The following is a 23,024-nucleotide window of genomic DNA, read 5'->3' as shown; positions in this document are numbered from 1 at the left end:
TACGCAACTCCTGTAAAAAACTGCGAATAAGTAGGTTTGTTCAATCCGGACGCCGACCCTTGAGGGACAGGCGTACCGGCAGGGTCACTGACGCAGGAACACGTTGCGTGGCATGGGGCGTGCGCAAGGCCGCCAGCACCTGGGCGTCGGTCTCGGCGTCGCCGCTGGACTTGGCCAGTTCAACCCGCGTGACCTGGCCCTCGGCGCTCAACCACACGTCCGCCTGTACCGCGTAGGCCTTCTTGCGTAACTCCGGGTCTTCCCTCAGCAGGCGCTGAAACACGCCGGCCAGGTACTGCTTGTAGGTACCGGCACCGAGGCCACCGCCGCCACTGCCCGCCATGCCGCCGCCCTTGCCCGCGCCGATGTTGAAAGCGTCATTGCCCGATTGCGCGTCGCCGTCGATCTGCATCGGGTTGGCCAGATCATCGGCCGGCGAAGGCGGTGCTTCTTCTGCCGGCTTGACCTCCTCGGGTTCAGGGGTGGGCACCGGCTCAGGGACTTTTTCCTCGACCTTGGGCTCGGGTTCCTTGGGTTTTTCCGGCGGCGGTGGCGGCGGTGGCGGCAACGGGATAATCGTCGGCACCTTCGGCGCTTCGCGGCGTACGCCACTAATGTCATTGGCCCATTGCCAGAGGAACCAGGCCGCCACGGCGCCCAGCAGCAGGCCGGCGCCCCACTTCAGCGGGCGCAGCGGCGGCTTGTTCTTTACCGGCAACGGCGGCATCGGGATCTGTGCAGTCATGGCTCAGCCCTGGCTCGGCTTGCCGGTGACCAGCCCGACCTGGGACAGCTCCAGCCGCCGCAGCAAATCGAGCACCTCGATCACCTTCTGGTACTGCACCATGGCGTCGCCGCGCACGATCACCGGGAAGTCCGGGTTCAGCGCTTTCTCGATGCGCAGGCGTTCTTCCAGCTCGCCGAGGGTGACCGGGTAGGCATCGAGGAACACTTGGCCGCCATCGTTCACCGAGATGGCCTTGGTCTTGGCCTCGGACAACGACACCGAGGCGCTGGCCTTGGGCAAGTGAATCTGGATGCCCGAGACCTGGGCGGTGGCGGTGAGGATAAACATCACCAGCACCACCATCAGCACGTCCACCAAGGGCGTGATGTTGATGCTGTCGACAGCCGCGTCGTCATCATCGTCGAGGGAGGCATTTACGGAAGCCATGGCGATTCTCCTCAGGCCGAAACCGGCGCGTGGTGCGGAGCACGGTGCCCCGCTTCACTGAACTGGCTCTCGCCGTGCATCTCCGCCAGGCGGGTGATGAACTCGTCGACAAACACACGCATGTCAGCGCTGACTTCCTTGTTGCGCGTGATCAGGCGGTTGTAGCCAAACAGTGCGGGAATCGCGACGAACAGCCCCATGGCCGTGGCCAGCAAGGCGGCCGCCATGCCTGGGGCGATGGCGTTGATATTCACGTCACCGGCCATGGCCGTACCGAGGAACACCACCATGATCCCCAGCACCGTACCGAGCAGGCCGATATACGGGCCGCCGGCGATGGCGTTGGACAAGGTCGAGAGTTTGGAACTGAGCGCCTGGTTTTCACGGGTGCGCACGCCGTCCATGGAGCAGCGGATGGCTTCGATGGTCGCCGCCGACACCGACGACGTGTCGGCGCCCTGGGCGCGACGGGTGCGGATCTCCTTGATCGCCACACGGTACAGGCGCCACAGCGAGGAATGCGTCAGGCGTTCGGCGAGCACGGCGTCGTCATAGAACATTTCCAGGCGCGTGCCGATCTGCGCGAACTGTTCGCGAAATACCTCGTTGGCACTGCTCACGCGGCTGACCATGCGGTTCTTGCGGATCATGATGAACCACGACTGGAACATCATCGCCACCAGCACCAGGATGATCACCCAGGCGTCCGCCGGCACGGCTTTGAGCAAAAAGCCCAGGCTGCCGAAACCGAAGCCCGACTGCTCTTCATCCACCCCGTAGGCCACCAGTTTCGACTCGGCGCCCTGGGCGCTCGCGTCGGCCAGCAACAGCGCAGCCGGGCGGGCCACCTTGGAGAGGCGCAACTCATCGATGGCCCCGGCGAACGGCAGGTGCGTGCTACCGGCTTCGGGCAGGTCGGCGCCAATCGCCCATTGTGAATTCAGCGCGGGCATGGCCACTGCCAGGCTCGCGGTTTCGCGGCCATTGACATACAGCGCGACTTTTTCACCCTCGGCGGTGAACGCCAGGTGCTGCCATTGGCCAGGGTTGAGCGGCTGGGTCGACGCCGCGCGCTGGCCGTCGATCTCGACAAACGGCATGCCCTGGTTCACGCCCAGCAACAGGCTGTGGGGCCCCTCACGGCGGGCCACGACGATTTGCTCGCCGCTGGCCTGGTCCAGGCGCAGCCAGGCGCTGAAGGTGAAGGCGCCACCCGCGGCGTGTTGCAGCGATGGGCTGGCCGGCAACAGCAGCGCCTGGCCGCCGAACTGCAAGGCGCGGCCGATCACACCGTCGATGCTGGTGCCGGTGGCGTTCAGCGCGGTGTTGGCATAGGCCGTGGTGTCACGTGGCGGCGTCGCATTGGCCCCGTCAAAGTGGTAGATCGCGGTGTAGTTCGGGTCGAAGGTCAACTGGCCGTTCGCCGTGGCCGGGGCCTTCTGGTTGCCGTAGTACATCCACAGGTCCTGGCGTTGGCCGCCCTCGACCTTGGGCACATCGACCCAGATCAGCGCCATGCCCATCAGCGGGTCGAAGCTTTCAATCTGGTGGTTGAATACCGTCTTGTCATCGGCACTGACAAAGCGCAGGTCGCTGCCGTCATCCTTGACCCCGTCAAAGGTGAAGTTGCCGGTGTGCAGGCGCACCAACAGCGCGGTACGGCCCAGGGCCTGGTTGATCGCCGCGCCTTGGGCGGTGGTGTCCACGCTGATCTGTTTGCGGTAATGCCAGTCGTCTTGCCACCAGGCATGGGCAGTGGCCGGGAGCGCGAAGCCCAGGCAGATCAACAGGCTCAGGATTAGGCGTTGCATGGGAAGAGTCTCCGGGGAAAAGGGTCAGAAAGTCGCCTGCACACTGAAGTGCAGTCGCGAGTCCTGTTTCTGGGTGTTCGGTCCGTCGAGCAGCGGGTAGCCCCAATCCAGGCTGCCGGACAACCATTTGCTCAAACTGGCGCGGGTGCCCAGGCCGACACTGGCCAGGCTGTATTCGTCTTCCTGCTCGGGCAGCGGGTCATGCAGGCGCAGGCGCGCACCTTCGGCGAACGCATAGAAGCGCCACTCCTGTACGTAGCTACCGAGGAACTTGGCCAGGGACGGTGTGCGCAACTCCTGGGAGAGCAGGAAACCTTCATCCCCGGTGCGCTCAGCCGCCAGGTAGCCGCGCACCGAGGTGGCGCCACCGGCGGAATACTGCTCGTTGGACACCAGCGGCCCCGAGGCCAACTGGAAGCCGGCCTTGCTCGCCGACTGCCAATCGTTGGCGAAGGTGTAGGTGTAATTCAGGTCGCCCTTGAGCACGGCGAAGCTGGCACTGGCCTTGTAGCGCTTGTTGTCGAACGCTTTAGCGTCGCTGCCATAACCAAAAAATGCGCGGGTGCCGACGATCAGGTTCAAGCCCAGCCCCAACTGGGATTGCTCGGTGTAGCGATAACCGTTGTAGCCAAAGGTCAACGGTGCGTACTTGAGCGGTACCTGGTCGCTGCTGTTGCCGAACCTCATCTCCTCGTCGAAATCCTTGAAGTCGATCCCGAACGAAAACGAATTGGCCCAGTTGCCTGCCGCCGGCAGGTTGTAGATGGCCGATACCCCGTAGGAGTGGCCCTTGCCCAACACGTTGCTGCCGCCGATGGTGGCGATGTTGCTGTCGGACTGGTAGCCGGAGAACTGCAAGGTCCAGCGCTCATCCAGCGGGGCACTGTAGGAACCCGACCAGACCTTGGCATTCGAGCTGTCCTCGGGGGCGGTGAAGTAGGTCAGGGAAATGCTGTGGCCCAGTTGCCAGAGGTTGTCGTAGCCCAGGGTCGCGACCGAGCGCAGCTTCTCGGTGTCGGCGCTGTAGTCGTTGTTCAGGCCGAGACTGGCGTGCCAGGGGTTCTGGTCTTCCACCTGCAAATCCACGTCCATGGTGCCGGGGCGCTGGCCTTCGCGAACCAGCGGCGTAACCTGCCGACCGGCGCTGCGGTTGAGCCCGGCCAGCTGGCTTTGCACCGAGGTGAAATCCGGCACGGCGCCCTCTTTCAGGCCCGGCACTTCTTCGCGAATTTCCACGGGTGAGTAATGCTTGGCCCCAACGACGCGCACGCGGCCGACCTTGGTTTCGCTGACTTGCAGGAACACGATGCCGTCATCGACCTTCTGCTCGGGCAGTTCCACAAACACCGACTGGTAACCCCGTGCCTGGTAGATCTTCTGCAACGCATCGCGGGCGCCTTCGATATCGCCCAGGGTCTTTTGCGGGCCGAGAAATGGGTACACCGCTTCCTCGATCGTTGCGGCATCGAGCACGGTATTGCCGCGCACGAAGTACTCGTTGACGTCCACCCGGCGCGCCGGGGCTTCGCCCTCTTCGGCCAGCACCGGCTGCGCGAAGGCGCCCAGCGTCAGGCAGCACAACGCCAACGTTGACTTGAACAGATGCTCCACACAGCCCCCTAAGTGTCTAAAATATTGCGCCGTCGCCGTGTGTATGGCGTTTGGCCTGCTCAATTGCGGATGGTCGAAAGCTGGCTGTGCCGGGCCAGCCAGGTGTGCAGCAGCGCGAAGTTCAGGGAGAACTCCTGCATGTGCAGCAAGGCGCCGCCAAACACGTCACCGATGATGGTCTGGATCAGCTGCACCGCCCGAGGGTTGTTCAGCAAGGTGGCAATGTCGCGTTGCAGGACGTGGAGGCCCCACACCTTCTGGTGCAGGTCGAGGCCGACGAACCAGCGGAACAGCAGGTTGTAGTTGAGCTGCTCGTGCAGTTGCTGTTCGCTGGGCACCGAGTACAGCAGTTGCAACAACAGGATCTGCAGCACGGTGCGCGGTGCGATCAGCATCCCCGGTGTGGGCTGCAGCAGGTCGGGGTGCCGGTCGAACACCTCGTCGATCTGCGGGCGCAGCAACACCAGCGAATGGCTCGCCGGGATGTAGCTGGAGACTTCCTTCAAGGCGCCCTGCCAATCGTCCTGGGAGACGATCCACACCCACGGTGCGCCGTAGCGGTACACCGAGACCGGTTTCTTGCGCGCGGCTTCGACGATCTTCGACAGGCGCTGGTCGAGCTCCTGCATGCCGACTTTCGAGTAACGTTCCATAGTTCCCATTTGCCCCACTCCTGGCGTCCTGCTGACGGCTGGGGGGGTGATTTGTGGTCGCCTCCAGCGCGTTACATAGGCAAGACGGGGATGGGGGGGAGCTACCGAACTTTTGTCATGAAAGCTTCATTTGGGATTGGGTGGGGGGCAATTTTTTTGGGGGGGGGGTTGGGGGGCGGGGGTTCCGTGTACATATCCGTTTCTGCGGTAACGGCGGCTGGCGGTTCCGCCCTTACGGCGGGTCACTTTTGGAAAAGAGCCCCAAAAGTAACCAAAAGGGCTCTTGCCCCACCACTCGGCACCTCGCTTAGGCTCGGTGTGCCCTCACTCCGGCTTGAATCCGTGGGCCGCCGTCATGGGCCATCCCTGGCCCAGGACGGCTAACCCGGCGTCCTGCCGGGTTACCCACGGATTCAAGCCTGCGTTCGGCCAGCGTGGTTTAACGGGGCGCCTAAGATCAAGATCAAAAGCCAGAGCAAAAGCAGAGCAAAAGCAGAGTGAGGTCTACCTGACTTGCAGAGATATCTGATCTATGAAGATCCAATTGTGGGAGGGGGCTTGCCCCCGATGGCGCCGGGTCAGTTAACAAATAAGTGACTGACACACCCTCATCGGGGGCAAGCCCCCTCCCACATTTTTACCGAGTACACCAGCCACAACACCGGTCGGCTCCAAGGCTACAAAACCCACAGCAAAACCAGGCCGAGGTCTACCTGACCTATGGAGATCTCTGCCCTGTGGAGATCCAATTGTGGGAGGGGCGGTGCGACGATTCGACTTGCCCCCGATGGCGCCGGGTCAGTTAACAAATAAGTGACTGACACTCCCTCATCGGGGGCAAGCCCCCTTCCACATTTTTAACCGAGTCACCAGGCACAAATCCGGTCGGCTATCAGGCCGCCGCGCCAACAACCCCAAAAAAACGGGGCGATCATTGATCGCCCCAAACGGTACATCGAGAGGTCCTTTCTAAGTCGTTACAGCGTGATCTGCTTGCGCTCTTCATCCGTCAAGCGCGCACGCGCCTGCTCACTCAACGGTCCGGCGCCCAGTACCTGCACCGGGCTGTTGGGGTTATAGCCGGAGGTTTTCTGCTGTTCCTGCGGCTCGCGCTGTACCGGCTCGGAGCCAAAGCTCAGTACCTCCACCGTCACGATCGACGCCCTGCCCTGCTTGGCCGCCGCCTGCTGGCTGCGTGCGGCACCCTCCGCTGCCTGGGACGCCGCCGCCCCCGCCGCGCTGGCCGAGCTCATGGCGCCGGTGTTGACGGTGGCCGTCACCGGCACTCCGGACGATTTGCCCTGGGTCTGGATGTTGGCCGCGTTGACCACGCGCAAGGCGGCGATGTTGACGTTGCCCGACACCCGAATGCCCGCCTCGCCCGCGTCGATGGTGCCCAGCGGCGCGATCAGGTCGATGTCCCCCGCCGGCACTTCCAGGATCGGGTTCAACGTGGCGATCCCCGCCCCGGTGCTCGGTACCGATGGCGACAGGCCCACGTTGCCCCAGTTGTCATAGACGCGCTTGGGCGGTGTGTACACCACGGTGGTCTTGGAACCGCGCCCGGCGTTGATGTCGCCCTGGGCGGTCCAGGCCATGATCGAACCGCCGAAGGTGGTCATGATGCGGCTCTGGCCGAGCAGGATACTGCCCAAGGAATACAGCTGGATATTGCCCGAGCCCTGAGTGATCACACCCGCCGTCGACGGAGGCGCCGCGCCTTCGATGCCGAAGGTCTGGTTGCCGCCTGGGGTGAGCATCTGGATCGAGCCACCGAAGTTGGTGTGTACACCCGCGCCGCCGAACATCGTGATATTGCCTTTGTAGCTGATCGGGTTACCGGCCACGTCGGTCTCGGGGAACAACCTGGCAATCGCCGCACGCCCACGGACATAGCTGCCCTGGCGTACGCTGCCGTCCTGGTTGTACTCGCGGCCGGCGGCCTTGAGTTCGGCGAAGTACACGTCACGGGCGAAAACCCGCTGTTGTTCGACCGGCAGTGCGGCGTAGTAGGTTCGCGCCTGTTCGCTATTGCCGACGAAACCGAAGCGTTCGGCCAGCCAGGAGACCAGTTCGTTTTCGTAGGTCTTGGCGATTTTGCCGCCCTGGATCGACTCCCCTGGCTGGGCCAGGTTAGCGGGGTTCAGGTAGGCCTCGACAAAGCCGCGGTAATCCGGGCCGTTGGGGCCTGCGCCGGCTTGCATCACGATGCTCGCACCAGGCCGGGTGTCGCCAGGAGCCACGGCCCCCAGGCTGGTGATCGCCACTTGGTCGTCCATCAGGATATTGCGCCCAGCGGTCACTTCCAGGGTGCCGGGGCCGGCGACATTGAAGCTGCTGTAGAGGATGTCGCGACCGGCGCTGGCGATGGAAATGTCGCTGGCGCCGTTATGCACGAACAGGTTGCCCGCAAAGGTGTACTGACCGGTCGTCGGGTCCCCGCCCGTGGCGCCGCTCAGGAGAGTGCCGCTGCGGACAATATCTCGCCCGGCCAGCATCCGTACCGCGCCAGCGCCCTCGTAATAGGTCTGCCCGAAACGCGCGTCATCCGAGCCGGTAATGGTGATCGCACGCCCACTGTTGACCGCGAGCAGATCGCCGCTCAGCGCATAGAAACGTGCAGGCTCCAGAGCATCACCCCATGACGTACTGGCGGTGTTGGGACCGAAGGCAAACAACGGGTAGGAGATGCCCAGGCGGGCAATATTGCCGTCGATAGAGACATTCCCGCTGCCCACGTCCGGGCGCCTGCTAATAAAGCCCTGGAAAGCCGGATGCAGGATGCTCGCCAAACTATTCGGCGCCGCGCTGGAACGGCTGATCGTCAGGTCACCGCCGTAGATCGAATCCCCCGCCAGCAGCTGCAACTGGCCGTTGGTCGACGGTGCCAACACCAGCGCCTTGAGCTCCGGCCAAGGTGCTGTGTTGAAGGATGAAGCGCGGCCGTAGTACAGGCTGCCATTGGCGGCGACTGCACGTAATGTCGCGGGATACACTGCTGCCATGTCCGACTCTGCGGTATCGGTCAACGGCGTGAGATTGCCACCGGCCGAGAACAAGTCGATGGCTGTGCGGTTGGTCCACAGGCTGAACCAGCTCTGCCCCAGACCGCTGACCCCATTATTCTCGTAAGCCAGGATATTCATCTGCGGTGCACGGCCAGGGTCGGCCACGTCCTGCAGCACCAGGTCACCACGGGTGGCCAGGCTGAAGGTCGCATCCCCCGGAAACAGGCTCCAACCACCGGTCGCGGCCGCAGAAGTCGAGCGGGTCGGATCGTAGGCGCGGATTTCGCTGGGGCTCTGATCCTTAGGCTGGCTGCCATAACGCAACGTCAGGCTACCCAGGGCGCCACCCGTCAGTTGTACATGCCCACGCAGATCCACCACCGCGCCATTGAGATGCTCCAGCGCCGTCTGGCTGCCGGGGTTCACCGCCCCACCCACCCGCACGTTCAGATCGCCGCCGCCGGTGAGTTGCAGGCTGCCATCGGCCGCGACCCGCCCAGTACTGCCTACCGCCAGGACCAGGCCCGTGCTGCGCGGGCTTATGTTGCCAGCCAGGTTCGCCACAGGCTTGAGCATCCCCGCATCGCCACCGACCTCGACATTCAGATTGCCGCCGCCCAGGGTGCCGAACCCGGTAAAGCCCACCATCCGATCCGCTAGCCCCGCTAACGGCACCTTGGAGCCAAAGTTGATCCACCAGGCGGTGGGTTGCGCCTGGCTGCCGCTCAAACCATTGCCTTGACGCCAGAGCCAATTGCCGACGTTGACCGAATCCACCTCACCATCGGTAGTCACCGGCCGCCCGCCAGTGGACCTCGCCTTGCTGGTAATGTTGCCGGTCAGGTTGCCACCGACCTTCAACAACACATTACCTCCCCCATCCGGGAACCAGGCACCTTGCGGGCTACCGGCGGTGGCAGCGGTGGGACTGCCGGCGGTGTAGACGCCGAAGAGCGATTCCATGCTTAAATCACCCGCGGCCAGCAATTCCAGGTCCGCCGTACCGGTGCGGATTACGCTGAAACGCGCGCTGCTGCCCACTATCTTGCTCGGGCCGAAGACACCGTAATGGCTGTCGGCCAGGCGCAGATCACCGGCACCGGCCTGTGGATGCGCCAGCAGCATCCGGCTGTTGGCCGCCTGGGTATCGGCCCCACCCACTAGGCGCATCGACCACGACTGGGAGCCCTCAGGCAGCATGGGCGCTGCGGCCCATAGACGGTTCGGATAGTTTGGGTCCGGCACTCGCAACTGTATCGACTTTGCGGCCCCCGGAAATTTAAAGTTGACGCCCTCCGGCAACCGCGCACCACGAGGCAGTTCCTTGGTGCCAAAGAGGGTCACGGAGGCTACGCTGGGCAGCGGCACGCCAGCAGGCCAGGTCATCTGCTTGACTTCGGTCAGACTGACCAACACGTTCCCGGCATCCAGGATACTGTCAGCCGGGAAGGTCACCGCTGTGCTTAACAGGGTGCCTGCCGGGTACAGCACACTCCCTGTCGCATCGCGCACGGCGCCCGCCAGCACCGTGCCGGCCGGAAGCACCAGTTCCTCAGCGAGGGTCACTGCGACCGGCAGCCGGGTGCCAGCCGGCAGGCTCCGCGCTTTGATCGGCAGGTCAAAGTTAAGCGTAGTGCCACCTGGGAACGTCGTACCGTCCGCCAGAATCACACCGTTGCGCGGTATTACCACCGCGCCGCCGGTGTAATCGAGACCCGCACGCAGTACCCAGCCGTTGTCATCCGCCGTCGCTGCAGGCACTGCAAAGCCGTCATTGATGCTGCCGTAGATATTCAGGTTACCACCGGCGCGCAGCGTCAGGCTGCCCGCCTCGGTCACCGCACGGGTAGGCGATTTCAGGCTGGCGTAGCGATAGCCGGACAGGTCCAGGTCGCCTTGTACCACCAGGTCGCCATCGGCGGTTTTGCTGATGATTTCTACGCCGGGACGCAGGTGGAACGTATCGCCGTAGGTCGCATTGTTCAGACCGGCCAGCTTGTTCTGTACCAGGTTGGTGTTACTCAACGCCGCATCGATGAACGTGGTGTTGAGACCGTGTATGTCATCCAGGTATTTCTGGGTGATGACCTGATACGGCCTGCCGCTGGCGGTCGTACCGGTCCCGAGCGGCGCATTATCATAGGTGGCCATGCCATTGAGGGCGATCGAGCGCGCGCCCTGGATCGTCAAGCGTCCACTGGCGTCGATCGCGATGTCATCGGCACCCAGGCGCGGCGCATTCAGTTCCAACGTGCCACGGTTGCGCCCGTCATTGGCGGTGGCGGCTTCGGTACCATGGCGCAGGTCAATTCGCGCCCCATCGGCCAGGGTCAGTTGGCCGATGCCGGAACCCAGGACCACGATGGCGCGGTTCGGCGAATCGATGATCTTGCCGTAACTGTCCACGCGCAATTGCGTGCCATGGGCGTCAAGCACCGCAGTGCCGTCCAGGGTCAGGCCGTTCTTGCCAGCCAGGTTGATGCTGCCGACGCGCTCGCCACTGGCGTCCACCCGGCCAGTCACGCGCAACGTGCCGCTGTCCACCGAGACATCCACGGTGTTGGCCTTGACTCCGTCGCCGATGATCAGGTCGCCCTGCTTGAGCTGGAAGCTGCGCGCGCCAAAGACCTGGCCCTGGTTGAGACGCTGGTTGAGGGCGGTGAACTGGTCACTCAAGCTGCCGCTGCCACCCAGGTGCTGGGCCTGGACTTCCACCGCGCCGGCCAGGTACGGCACCAAGGTGCCGCCGGCATCGTAATAACCGCTGCTACCCGCAAGGATCTTGCCCGCCAGGTCGACGGTGCCGGCCGTGCCGCCCACCGCCACGGCGCGTAGCTTGCCCGCCTGGTTGTACTGCGCCGACAAGTCGATGGTCGAGCCCGCGGCCTGCTGCACATTGCCTGCGCTACTCTCCAGCAGCACGTCGCCCCCCGCGCTGTATTTGGTCAGGTCGTTGAAAACGATGGAGCGACCGGACACATCAACCGATGCGTTGTCGGTCAGCACCACGTCACCACGGGCGCCCAGGGTGACCTTGCCGCTGGGCAGTACCACCGCGCTGGCCAGGCGAAGGCTGTCGCCCTGCAGCGACAGCTCGCCGCCCAGGCCTTCCACTTTGCCCACCGGGCCTGCCGATGCGCTGATGTCGATGGCGCCACCCGCGGTGATTTTATTCACCGAGCCGGCTTCGCCGGTCATCAGTGGCGTGAGGATATTCAGGTTGCCGCCACTGTAGGCAAAGCCCTTGAGCGCGTCATAGGCACCTTGGCTCTGGTACACCGAAAGGCTGCCCTTGTGGTTGGCGGTGATGCGGTCGCTGGCATTCAGGTTGACATTGGCAAAGCCCAGGGCGAGGCGCTTCAACGTTGCCGTGGTGCTGGCTTGGGCAAACTCGCCATAACCGAACACGATGCGTTCGGCGTTGATATCCAGGCGCCCGCTGCCGGTGCCCGCACCACCCGCCACCACCATGCCAGGGGCTGCCTCGGCGCCCTGCCAGATCAGGTTGGCGGTATGGATGGTCGCCACATCATTCGCGCCCCCGGAACCGTAGATCGCCGGGGTGGAGAGCATCAGGTTGTTCAACAGGGACTTGCCGGTCACCGCATCGTAGGTGTCGAGGGTGGCGGAGCCGTAGAAATTGAAGCTGTCCCGCGCCGACAGTTGCAGGGTTTCCAGGGCCGGAGCGCCAAATTGAGTGTCGCCGCGCAGCAGGCGGTCGAGCACTTGCTGGGTGAGGGTCAGGCCCGCTGGCAAGCGATTCCCCGCCGCGGCGTCGGCCAGCGCTTGCGGGCTGCCAACGTTGATGCTGGTCAGCCCCAGGTTGAGGTGACGGGTGCCATAACGCACCTGATCGCCCATCTGCAGGGTGCTGTCGGTCAAGGCGACAATGCTGCCTTCGGAGTACAGGGCGGTCTGCCCAGTGCACGGCGCGTTGTTGCATACCCCCAACTGGATGCCGCGGCCGACATCCGGTTGCGCCGCTGCGACCACATTGAGCAAACCGTTGGAAACCGCCAGTGTGTTGGCCAGGTTGTAGATGAAACCGTCACGCGCGTCATAACTGGCCTTGCCACGCCCGATAGTATTGATGGACGCCCCCTGCTCCACCACGATGGAACCGGTGGAAGCCACCAGGAACACTTCCGGCGCCGCCAGGCTCGCGCCCTCTCGCAAGACGAGAGCGCCAGTGGTGCCGTTGGCAAGGGTTATGTAGTTGCCCGCCTGGCCGTAGTTGACCACTGTCGTCCCCCCGATCATCAGGCGCGCGGCACCCAGCGAATTCAAGCTGTCGGCATCCACGGTGATACCGTTGAAACCACTGGTGGCGCCCCGGCCGGCAGCCACGATTTCGAGGTCGTTGCCTAGACCGCTGTGGTCTACGTTCATCAGCGCAACGGTACCCCCGTACCCCCCTTCAGCGGCCTCGAAGCGACCATTGCCCTGGAACGAAAAAGCATCCGCCCCGGCCCCCAGGCGCAAGGCCAGTTGTAAGGTCTTCGCATCCACAGGCAGCAATGCCCGTGGGACACCGAGCCGCGCGGCATCGGCTATGGCAAATTGCGCGTAGCTGGTTTCGTTGTACTGGGAGTAACGGCGCAAGGTATCGGCGGAGGTCAGGATCACTTGGCTCGCGATGCTGTCGCTGATGCCGGTGTTGGCGATGGACAGCTGCCCGGCAGTGGACCATGAGCCGTTGCCCATCAGTTGGGCTGCCCCTTGACTGCCAAGGCCGGCCAGGCCGTTGATTTCCACCCTGAACGCCCCCGGCATCAGGGCATAGGTGGACGGCATCAGCGTATAAGTGCCCGCCGCCAGCCCCGGCACACCAGCACCGATCGTGATCTGCTGGCCCACAAGCGGCTCGACGGCCCCACCCTCCGGTGCTACCGGGGCGTAGCCCGGTTGCGCGCCGGGCACAATCGCATAGACCGGGTTAGTGCCCAGCCCCGGCAACACAAAGCCACCATTTGCGCCGAACTGCACCAACGGGTTGTAGCGCGCATCCGTGGAGCCGCCGCGCCCGGAAATGAACCCGGCCCCGAGCAGCTCGCCACCGCCGGACAGATCAACGGTAGCACCAGGCCGCACCAACACCGACTCACCGCCCAACGTCATGCCGACATTAAGGGTGCCGTTGAGGGCTGAGCCTCCTTGGCCGATGAACGTCACCGTCTTGCCGTTGTACTTATAAACCTGCCCATCCACCGTGCCGCCATAGGGCAGCACCAACCCCTTGCCACTCACCGAGGTAAGGCTGCCGGGCAGCAATTCGACACGACTGGAGCCCAGGCTGCCAATTTCGATCAGCCCCAGGGGCGCGCGTATCACCCCGCCCTGCTTGATGGTAGGGCCGCCCAATTGCAGGCGACCGAACGCCGAATACGGCGTGGCGCTCTGGCTGTCACCGGTGCGTGCAATGGTCAAGGTACGCGTCGGGTCGTAGTTGAAGCCGGTGCCATTGTTGGTGAGACCGTCCAGGTAACCGGCGATCACCCGCGCCCCGACTTCGGTCGCGGGGTACAGCTGTGCGGCACTCAGGGTCATGTCCCCCCGGGTCATCAGTTGTGTGCTGATGCCCTGGGCAATCACGTTTGCATCGGCACCGGCCAAGAAGCGCAGGTCGCCCTGGCTCGTCAGTTGTACATCGTCGAAACCGCGACGGTCGACAGTCACCAGGCTGCCATCGGCCAGCGTCAGATCACTCTTGTTGCCCATCAGCACATTGCCGCGCACATCGATCAGGTTGCCACCGGCGTTGAATACCGCCTGACTGGCGCGTCGCGACATGCCTGAGGTCAACACCGGATGCAGGTATTGGTCCTTTGTGGGATCCAGCGGCGCAAGGATGCCCGCCAACAACAGGTAAGGCGCCGACAGGTTGATACGGGCATTAGCGGCAGCGTTTTCAGTCAGGCCCATGGCGCCGCTGTACAGGCGCAGGCTCTGGCCCATGTTCAACGCCACGTCGCCGTCAAAACTCAACAGGCCGTTGCTGAGCAAAGCCAGGTTGTCAAAACCACCAGCGCTGACCTGATCCACCCCAAGGCGGCCATGACCGTATTCCAGGCTCGCAGCCGCGGCATCGGCGGTACCCGGTAAGAGGCTGTCTTGATGGACTTGACTGATCACCAGCTCGCGCACATTGAGCACCCTGTCGGTGACCGTGCTCTTGGCGTAATACGGGCTTTCCAGCGCCAGCGACAAACTACCGCCCGCCGCCCCCGCACCACCGGCCCGGGCGACAACGCTGCCGTCCAGGTACAGGCCATTGTTGGAGGCCAAGCTGATGCTGCCGCCCTTGCTCGCGACCAACACCCGGCCCTGGCCTGGAATGTCCAGCGCCGCCTGGGCACCCGAAGCATCCAGGCGCGCGCCCTTGCGCACCACCACAAACAGGTCGCTGGCCTTGGCAATGCCGGTCGCCAGGTCGATATCGCCGCCGATGCTGATCTTGCCGCCACTGCGCACCTGACCGTAGACACCCCCACGATTGTTCACCGCCGTAACCGCCCGCGACGCCACGTCGATCAGCGCGTTCTCGCCCACCCAGATCGAGCGGCCATGGCCAACGGCATTCGTCGCTTCGGAGCTGCCCACCGTCAGGCCGCCGAGGCTGACGCTCCCGCCCCAGGCATTGAGAGTACCGTTCATCGTCAGCTGGCCGACGCTGCGCAGGTTGATGCCCTGGCCGGGGTCGACATTGATCACCGCGCCTTGGCCTACGGTCAGGGTCGTGGTGGCCAGGTCGGCCGCAGTGGAGTCCTGATGACCCGCGGTCAAGCTCAAGCTGGCACCCAGGCGCTGGTTCAATACGCCTTGGGTCGGGTTTTCCTGGTACAACGCTGGCGTCCAGCGCTCAAGGGCAGCGGCCGGGTCGCTGCCGCTCGAAACGCCGGATGTCTGTTCGCCCAGACGGTAGACCGGCGTAGTGACATCCACCTGGGTGCCATCGGTGACAAGCAGCCCTTCATTGCCGGTAATGTCATAGGCCGAGAAGCCCTTATTGAAGAAGTCGCCGGCCAGTTGCAAGGTGTCGGCGGCCGGCGCCGTGGCGCTGTCGCCTATCTGCACCTGGCGCGCCTGCAACGCCAGGGTGCCGCCGCCGCTGACGCCATAGCCACGAATCTCGCCGTCCAGCGCCAAAGTGCCAAGGGCCGCCAGGGTCACGTCACCGCCCTTGCCGCCAGTGAGGGTGCCATTCACACCCAGCGTGCCACCGGAAGCCACGTCCACCACACTGCCCGTCGCCAGGTTGACATTCACGGTGCTACGCAGCGACACCTTGCCGCCGTTCACATAGGCCACACCGGCGGTATTGGCTGGGTCCAGCAGCAGGTTGTTCCAGCGCCCGGTGGTGTCCAGCCTGACCCCGCCGGCGACGTCGACAATACCGCCCCCCGCCAGGATCGTGTCACCCAAAGCCCCGGCTTTAAGCGGGTCGACCTGGCTGAGAATGTTACCGGCATTGATGCTGCCGCCATGGGCCGTGAGGTTGGCGTTGAGGTTGACCCCTGGCCCGAACAAGGTGATATCGCCGCCATCCGCCACCGTGAGCGCACCGTTGACGGTGATCTGCTGCGTGGCACCGACTTTGATCGCGCTCAGTGAGTAGCCATTGAGCTGATCGCTGTCGAGCACCAGCTTGCCTTGGCGATCCGCCGGCAGTGCGGTGCTGAGGTCCAGGCCCTCGGCGATCTTTTGGGTGTTGCTGTCAATCAGCACTTCGGCGGCAGTGCCGTTCAGGGCATAGCGCAGGGTGCCGGTGGTCTTGTTATAGACCGGCGTGTACCCGCCAATGATCAACTGCGCGCGCTGGGCCATGGCCTTCTGCGACTGCTGGTAACCGTCGAGGTTGAGGTTTGGCGCCTGGGTCTGGCGATCGCCCTGGAAGACGTCACTGATCAGTTGCCCTTCCAGCACCGCGCTGGTGATTCCGACCACCAGCTTGCCGGCATCGCGGCCCACGGTGTAACCCGACTCGTAACGGCGTTGCTTGGCGATCATGGGGTTGTAGTAATACTCGGTCTGGCCCCAGCGTTTACTGGTGTCTTCAAACCCCTTGTAGAAACCGGAATAGAGAATGTCGCCCGGCGCCCTGGACACTTCATACAAGCGCCCATCGGGGCCCTTGAGCCAGGTCTGTTGGATATAACCGGCCTGCACATCCACGGTGCCACCCGACAGGTTGATCTGCGCGCCCTTTTGGGTCACCACGTCCTTGCCGGTAAAGGTCACGGTACCGCCCTGGGCCATCCACTCACCCACCGAGTGGCCCTGGGTGCCGAGGTAGCCACCGACTTCCAGCAAGCCGCCGGCGGTGTACCAGCGATCCGTCGCATAGCCGTTGGTGCCGGCGGGCACAAACACCAGCTCGCGCAGGTCGACCCACACATCGTTGTTGATCAACTGCCCGCTGTCACGGTTGACCGGCGCATCGCGCTGCTCGTTGCCCTGCACGTTGATCTTGATGTTGTTGGCTTCCATCGACACCTTGACGCCTACCGCACCGGACACGTCGATCATCGCCCCATCGCGCACCAGGCTGCGGCCGGCGGCGCTTACGGCGACCTGGCCGCCGGTCGCCAGGGTGATCGAGCCCTTCTGGAAATCCACGGTGCCGCCGCTGACGATCTCGATACGCGATTGGTCGGTGCGATCGGCCACGGCGCTGAGGTTGTTGAACAGACCGGTGATCAGGTTGGCGGGGGTGCCGTCGAGCTTGGTCAGGCCATTGCTTTGCTGGCTGTTCAGCGCAGTGCTGCCACTGCTGTCCAACAGGATCGCGGTGGTGCTGCCCTCTCCCAGGGTCACACTGCCGGTGGTGTCGGTGGCGGAATTGAGCAGGTGAATCGTGCCACGGGTGTCCACCGAGGTGCTGGCCAGGGCCACGCCGTTTTGCTGCACCTGGTGCCCGGTCAGGGTGATATCGCCGGTGGAGGCCATGATCAAACCGCTGTTGCTGACCTTGCCGGCACTGCTGCCAGTGTTAAGGCTGGTCGCCACTTCGTTGCCACGGGTGGTGGAACGATCGTTGCCGGTGGTGCCGACCCCCTTGCGGATGTAAAAACTGTCACCGGCCGCCAGGGTGGTCTGCCCCTTGGCGGTGCTGATGGTGCCGGCGTTTTCGACCTCTGAACCGAGCAGCAAGGCATAGCCGCCCGCATCCGTCGAGGTGGACGGGGTGTGGGTCTGGATCAGCGCGCCGCGCTGTACCTGGACCTTGCCCGCTGCGTCGGTGAAGGTCGGCTGGGTGCCGGTGCCATCCACGTAAATACCGCGCTGGGTGAACTGCTCATCAGTGATGGTCGCAGCGGCGGCCACGAGATTGCGCACGTTGACCTGGCTGGTACCATTGAAGACCACACCGTTGCGGTTCACGATCATCACCGTGCCAGCCCCCTTGATCTGGCCCTGGATCTCGCTGGGTCGCGCATCAGGATCGTTGACGCGGTTGAGTACGGCCCAACTGGACTGCTGTTGGAAATCCACGGTGGTGTTGCGCCCGACGTTGAAGGTCTCCCAATTGAGGATCGCCTTGTCAGCCGTCTGTTCGATGCTCACCGTGGTTTTGCCGCCAGATTGGCTCTGGGTCGGGCCCTTGGCGTTGGTCCAGCCCTGGGTCAGGCTGTTGTCAACTTGCAGGCCGCCCTTGCCCAGGCCATCGGGAATCGTCGACACCTGGCCAAACGCCGCCTGGCGCCCTGCCGCTTGCGCCGCCTGCTGCGCTGCAATCGCCGCGACACTGGTATTCAAGTTGCTGATCGAGCGCGCCATCTGCTGGTTGACCCGCGCTTGCTGGTTCAGCGTTGGAACCCCCGGCACCTGCCCGGCACTGATCCGCGCCGCCGTCGCGGCCTGGGACGCGCCTTTGTCGGCAAACCAACCGGAACTGAACGCCGTGGCCGCCTGGGCATTGCCTGCCACCATCAACAAGGCAATGGCGTGGGCCAAGGGCTTGAGCCGCAGGACCGTCTCTTGGGCTTTCAGGTTAACCGGCGATTTGCAGCGGACCATCGGGAATCTTCCTTCTTTATTGGCGCCCAGGGGCAAGACAGGCTTGTGTATGAGGGTTAGGCGGTTGGCGGGGGGCGCGACTGAACTTCTGTCATGCAAAGTTCATAAAGGACTGGTAACGGCCCGATAAGGACGACGCACAGTTTCTGTAGGAGCGAGCTTGCTCGCGAAAAACGTGAGGACGCCGCAGGCATTCAACAAGCCCGCGTCATCGTTGACGACCTTCGCGAGCAAGCTCGCTCCTACAGAGGAAATCGCAATGCAAAAAATCAGCAACGGCACAGGCCGTTGCTGATCAGGTGTTGCGGGTCGGTGAAAGCTTGGGTTACAGCGGACGACCGATGCCGTTGCAAACGTTGGTTTTGCCGATGCTCAACGCGCTGCTTGCCGTCACGAAGTTATCGGTGATGGCGGTTTTCCAGTTATCTGGCAGCGGTACGAAACGGTTGGCCGTGATGGCGTCGTCGTTGTTGTTGGTGTCGCCAAAGTGCTTGGTGAAGAAGGCACGCACTTGGCTGGTCTGGGTAGCGTCGGCGTAGCACTGGCTGAAGATCAGGTTGGTGAAGCCGAGGATTGGGTAGCCCGAATCCGGGTACGGCTGGACACCGGCCACGCCTGTTTTACCGAACACTGGAACCCAGTTGTCCGGGTTGGTGACATCGAGCGGAGCGCTCGGGTCGTTAGGTGGCAGAACCTGAGCAATGGCGTCGGAAACATTGCTCGGAGCTGGCGATACGCCTTTGATGCCCTTAGCCGTGTTTTTACCAACACGGGCAACCTTGGTGGCGTCGTCCAGACCGGCCAGCGTAGACGCAGCGAAGTCAGGGCTCATGTAGGTGATGCGGCCTTCAGCGACAGAAGTATCGTTCACGGCATCCATCACGCCCTGGCTGCCAGTGGCGGCAACAGCGCCGGCAGGCAGGCCACCGGTGTAGCTGGTGCCGAAGGTGGTGGTGATGTTGAAAGTGCCGGTCTCAGTGCACTTGGCGTTAAGGAAACGCGTGAACAGCTCGGTGGTACCGCTGCTCTCGCTGCGATAGACAACCGTGATCGGGCCAGTACGGCCAGCGCCCGAAATCCCGCTCCAGTCAGTGATACGGCCGGAGAACACACCACACAGCTCTGAAACGCTCAGGTCAACCGCGTTGGCACCGCTCTTGCGGAAAGGAATGGCAACCGAAGTAGCCACCGAAGGCACCTGGATCAATTTGCCCCAGGTAGGTTGTTTGTTGGTGGCGTAGGTCGACAGTTCAGTCGCAGTCAGCTTCGAATCGCTACCGGCCCAGTGCACGTTCTTGTTGCTCACGCCAGCCACGAACTTGGTGTAATCGTTGGTCAAGAAGGCTGCCTTGCCATTCCCGCTGCCCACACCAATGTAAGGGGCGAAACCGGCAGTCAGCACACCGGAGGTCTGGTACAGCTTCTGTGGCAGGGTCGCACCACCGCCGTTGATGTCAGCCATTGCAGCCTGTGCCGAGCACAGTGCAGCGAGGGTCATGGATACCGCGAGAACGTTGCGCTTAAACATGAAGAATCTCCTTTCATCGTGTTTGTACGTTTGGGGTAGATGGCTCTTGCATGACGCCATGGCTTCGGTCCCAAGCCGTGTGTCGGGGGTGGCGAGGGGTGAGGCCATGGGTTAGGAATTTGGCAGCTTCCGATGACAGCAAAACGAAAAAACCTCGGGAGGAAGGGCTTGATTTTTAAAAAGATTCTCGGGTGTTTTGGTCATGCTTTTGAGCGGTTTGGCGGCAGGTGACAGCGGGGTTTCAGCGTGGGTTTCGTCAAGGCGGCGCGGGCTGTGGCGAGGGGGGTGGATGTGACGGAATGAGGAACCCGAGGTTGAGGGCCGGCGATAGCGGTGGGTCAGTCACCTCAGTTGTTGCTGACACACCGCAATCGGGGGCAAGCCCCCTCCCACATTTTTGACCGCGTGGAGTCAGGTCACCAGTTGGTTGATCTCGATGATCGGCAACAGCACCGCCATCACGATCACCAGCACCACCGCGCCCATTACTACGATCATCAACGGCTCCAGCAACGCGGTCATGCCCATGGCACGCCGTTCGATGTCCCGCGACAGGGTCTGCGCGGCGCGTTCGAGCATCGGCGGCAGCGAGCCGGTTTTTTCGCCGCTGGCGATCAGGTGGATCAGCACCGGCGGGAAGACTTTTTCCACCGCCAGTGCAGGGGCCAGGTTGACGCCTTCGCGCACCTTGGCCGTGGCATCGTTGACGCACTGGCTGAGGCGCTCGTTGGACAGGGTTTGCCGCGCCGCTTCCAACGCACGCAGCAACGGCACGCCGGCACCGCCGAGGATCGCCAGGGTCGAGGCAAACCGCGCGGTGTTCAGGCCCAGCACAAAACGCCCGATCAGCGGCAGGCGCAGCACCCGGCTGTGCCAGTTCAACCGCGCCACCGGGTCGCGCAGGTACAGGCGCCAACCCCAGAAGCTGCCGACGATGCCGCCGAAACACAGCCAGCCCCAGGCGCGGATAAAGTCGCTGGCGTTGAGCATCGCCAGGGTCAGCCCCGGCAGGTCCTGGCGCGCCTGGGAAAACGCGCTGACCACCTGCGGCACCACGTAGCTGAGCAGGAAAATCACGATGCCGATCGACACCAGCCCCACCACACCGGGGTAGATGAACGCAGTGAGGATCTTGCCGCGCAGGTTGTTGCGCTCTTCGATGTAGTCCGCCAGGCGTTCCATCACCTGGGCCAGGTCACCGGACTCCTCCCCCGCCGCGATCAGTGCGCGGTAGATCGACGGGAAGTCCCGTGGCCGTGCCGCCAAGGCATCCGCCAACCGCATGCCGCCGCGCACATCGGCACGCACAGCGGCCAGGGTCTGGGCAATGTGCTTTTTCTCGGCCTGCTCCACCGTGGCGCTCAGCGCCGCCTCCAACGGCAGGCTGGCGCCGAGCAGGCTCGCCAGTTGCCGCGTGGCCCAGGCCAGGTCGTTGTCCGACAGCTTGGCGCTGAACAGGCTGCTGCCGGCAGCGCTTTGCTGACTGCCTTCGACCTGCACCCGCAGCGCGGTCAGGCCACGGCTGCGCAGCACGGCAAACGCGCCGCTCTGGCTGTCGGCCTCCAGGTGCCCGGCCTCGACTTTGCCGCTGGCATCGGCGGCTTCATAGCGATAGCGATTCATCAGGCGTCCCGTGTCACGCGCAGGATTTCTTCGGGCGCGGTGGCGCCGCTGCGCACCCAGCGCTCGCCGTCTTCACGCATGCTGAACATCCCCGCACGGCGTGCGGCCACGCGCAAATCCTGCTCGCCGGCGCCTTGGTGGATCAGGCTGCGGATATCGTCGTCGACGCAAAACAACTCATGAATGCCGGTACGCCCGCTGTAGCCGATCTGGTTGCACTGCGCGCAGCCCACCGGGCGCCAGGTGCCAGGCGCGGCGGGGTCTTCCTGCTTGCAATGCGGGCACAGGCGCCGCACCAGGCGCTGGGCCAATACGCCCAGCAGTGACGAGGCCAGCAAAAACGGTTCGACGCCCATGTCGATCAGGCGGTTGACCGCCGACACCGCGTCGTTGGTGTGCAAGGTGGCGAGCACCAGGTGGCCGGTGAGCGAGGCCTGCACGGCGATTTGGGCGGTCTCCAGGTCGCGGATTTCGCCGATCATGATGATGTCCGGGTCCTGGCGCAGGATCGCCCGCAGCGCGAGGCCGAAGGTCATGTCGATCTTGGCGTTGACCTGGATCTGGCTGATACCCGGCAGGTCGTACTCCACCGGGTCTTCGACGGTGAGGATATTGCTGGTGCTCGCATCCAGCCGCGCCAGGGCCGCGTACAGGCTGGTGGTCTTGCCGCTGCCGGTGGGCCCGGTGACCAGCACGATGCCATGGGGCTGGCGAATCAAGGTGTCGAGGCGCGCGAGCAACTGCGGCTCCATGCCCAGGGTCTCCAATTGCAGACGCCCGGCCTGCTTGTCCAGCAAGCGCATCACAACGCGTTCGCCATGCCCGGTGGGCACGGTCGACACACGAATATCAATCGGCCGCCCGGCCACGCGCAGGGCAATACGGCCGTCCTGGGGCAAGCGTTTTTCGGCGATGTCGAGCTGCGCCATGATCTTGATGCGCGACACCAGCGCGCCATGCAACGCCTTGCGCGGCGACACCACGTCACGCAGGGTGCCGTCGACGCGGTAGCGCACCACGGAATGGGTTTCATACGGCTCGATATGAATATCACTGGCCTCGTCCCGCGCGGCCTGGGTCAGCAAGGCGTTGATCATGCGGATCACCGGCGCACCGTCCTGGGTATCGAGCAGGTCGGTGATCTCGGGCATGTCCTGCATCAGGCGGTCGAGGTCGACTTCGTTTTCGGCAGCGCCGACCACAGCGGCGGCGCTGCCTGTATCGGCATAGGCGCTGGCGAGCAGGCCGTCGAGTTCGTCATCGCGCACTTGCTCGAGGCGGGCCTGGCCGAACTGGCGATGGACTTCGCTGATGGACCAGCCGGGGGTTGAGGGGCAGACGGTCAGCAGCATGCCCTGCTCGCTGGGGCGCAGGAGGATGCGTTGGGATTTGGCCCAGGCGTAGGGCAGAAGGCTCATGGGGTGGGCCCTTTTTGGGGGTGGGCGTGGGCATATCCGTTGCTGCGGGAACGGTGGCTGGCGGGGGGGTGTACATATCCATTGCTGCGGTAACGGCTACTGGCGGTTCCGCTCTTACAGCGGGTCACTTTTGGAAAAGAGCCCCAAAAGTAACCAAAAGGGCTCTTGCCCCACCACTCGG

General features: G+C 63.8%; 9 protein-coding genes. All 9 read right to left on the bottom strand.

The genetic code is table 11. The annotated features are described in order from the left end of the window. Positions 1 to 40: 40 nt before the first annotated feature. Positions 41 to 745 (bottom strand): energy transducer TonB family protein, encoded by a 705-nt coding sequence (locus AC1Q6I_RS30200; RefSeq protein ID WP_102625577.1) that lies wholly within the window; start codon positions 743 to 745, stop codon positions 41 to 43. 3 nt (positions 746 to 748) lie between these two features. Further along, a complete protein-coding gene (locus AC1Q6I_RS30195) occupies positions 749 to 1,174 on the bottom strand; it encodes an ExbD/TolR family protein (RefSeq protein ID WP_102625578.1) in 426 nt (141 codons plus the stop codon). Positions 1,175 to 1,185: 11 nt separating this feature from the next. Continuing rightward, a complete protein-coding gene (locus AC1Q6I_RS30190) occupies positions 1,186 to 2,985 on the bottom strand; it encodes a DUF2341 domain-containing protein (RefSeq protein ID WP_102625579.1) in 1,800 nt (599 codons plus the stop codon). 24 nt (positions 2,986 to 3,009) lie between these two features. Then, entirely contained in the window at positions 3,010 to 4,596 is a 1,587-nt protein-coding gene (locus AC1Q6I_RS30185; RefSeq protein ID WP_102625580.1) for a ShlB/FhaC/HecB family hemolysin secretion/activation protein, read from the bottom strand. Positions 4,597 to 4,655: 59 nt separating this feature from the next. Further along, on the bottom strand, positions 4,656 to 5,249 hold the full coding sequence (locus AC1Q6I_RS30180; protein WP_102625581.1) for a transposase: 594 nt from the start codon (positions 5,247 to 5,249) through the stop codon (positions 4,656 to 4,658). A gap of 977 nt (positions 5,250 to 6,226) precedes the next feature. Next, the gene (locus AC1Q6I_RS30175; protein WP_102642590.1) at positions 6,227 to 18,274 is read right to left on the bottom strand and encodes a filamentous hemagglutinin family protein; all 12,048 of its coding nucleotides are present in this window, start codon (positions 18,272 to 18,274) and stop codon (positions 6,227 to 6,229) included. 325 nt (positions 18,275 to 18,599) lie between these two features. Next, positions 18,600 to 19,802: a substrate-binding domain-containing protein gene (locus AC1Q6I_RS30170; protein ID WP_024074816.1), complete on the bottom strand. Its 1,203-nt coding sequence runs from the start codon at positions 19,800 to 19,802 to the stop codon at positions 18,600 to 18,602. Positions 19,803 to 20,213: 411 nt separating this feature from the next. Then, positions 20,214 to 21,425, bottom strand: a complete 1,212-nt coding sequence (gene gspF / locus AC1Q6I_RS30165; RefSeq protein ID WP_024074815.1) for a type II secretion system inner membrane protein GspF — start codon at positions 21,423 to 21,425, stop codon at positions 20,214 to 20,216. Beyond that, positions 21,425 to 22,843 (bottom strand): type II secretion system ATPase GspE, encoded by a 1,419-nt coding sequence (gspE, locus tag AC1Q6I_RS30160; RefSeq protein ID WP_024074814.1) that lies wholly within the window; start codon positions 22,841 to 22,843, stop codon positions 21,425 to 21,427. Before gspE ends, gspF begins: the two co-directional genes overlap by 1 nt. Positions 22,844 to 23,024: the final 181 nt, after the last annotated feature.

The sequence above is a fragment of the Pseudomonas sp. MPR-R2A5 genome (assembly GCF_058793055.1).
Note: the sequence above shows the minus strand (reverse complement) of the source record. Positions and strands in the feature narration are given on the sequence as shown.

Coding starts and splice junctions, on each gene's coding strand:
- AC1Q6I_RS30200 (WP_102625577.1), bottom strand. CDS start 745: ATGACTGCACAGATCCCGATGCCGCCGTTGCCGGTAAAGAACAAGCCG.
- AC1Q6I_RS30195 (WP_102625578.1), bottom strand. CDS start 1,174: ATGGCTTCCGTAAATGCCTCCCTCGACGATGATGACGACGCGGCTGTC.
- AC1Q6I_RS30190 (WP_102625579.1), bottom strand. CDS start 2,985: ATGCAACGCCTAATCCTGAGCCTGTTGATCTGCCTGGGCTTCGCGCTC.
- AC1Q6I_RS30180 (WP_102625581.1), bottom strand. CDS start 5,249: ATGGAACGTTACTCGAAAGTCGGCATGCAGGAGCTCGACCAGCGCCTG.
- AC1Q6I_RS30175 (WP_102642590.1), bottom strand. CDS start 18,274: ATGGTCCGCTGCAAATCGCCGGTTAACCTGAAAGCCCAAGAGACGGTC.
- AC1Q6I_RS30170 (WP_024074816.1), bottom strand. CDS start 19,802: ATGTTTAAGCGCAACGTTCTCGCGGTATCCATGACCCTCGCTGCACTG.
- gspF (WP_024074815.1), bottom strand. CDS start 21,425: ATGAATCGCTATCGCTATGAAGCCGCCGATGCCAGCGGCAAAGTCGAG.
- gspE (WP_024074814.1), bottom strand. CDS start 22,843: ATGAGCCTTCTGCCCTACGCCTGGGCCAAATCCCAACGCATCCTCCTG.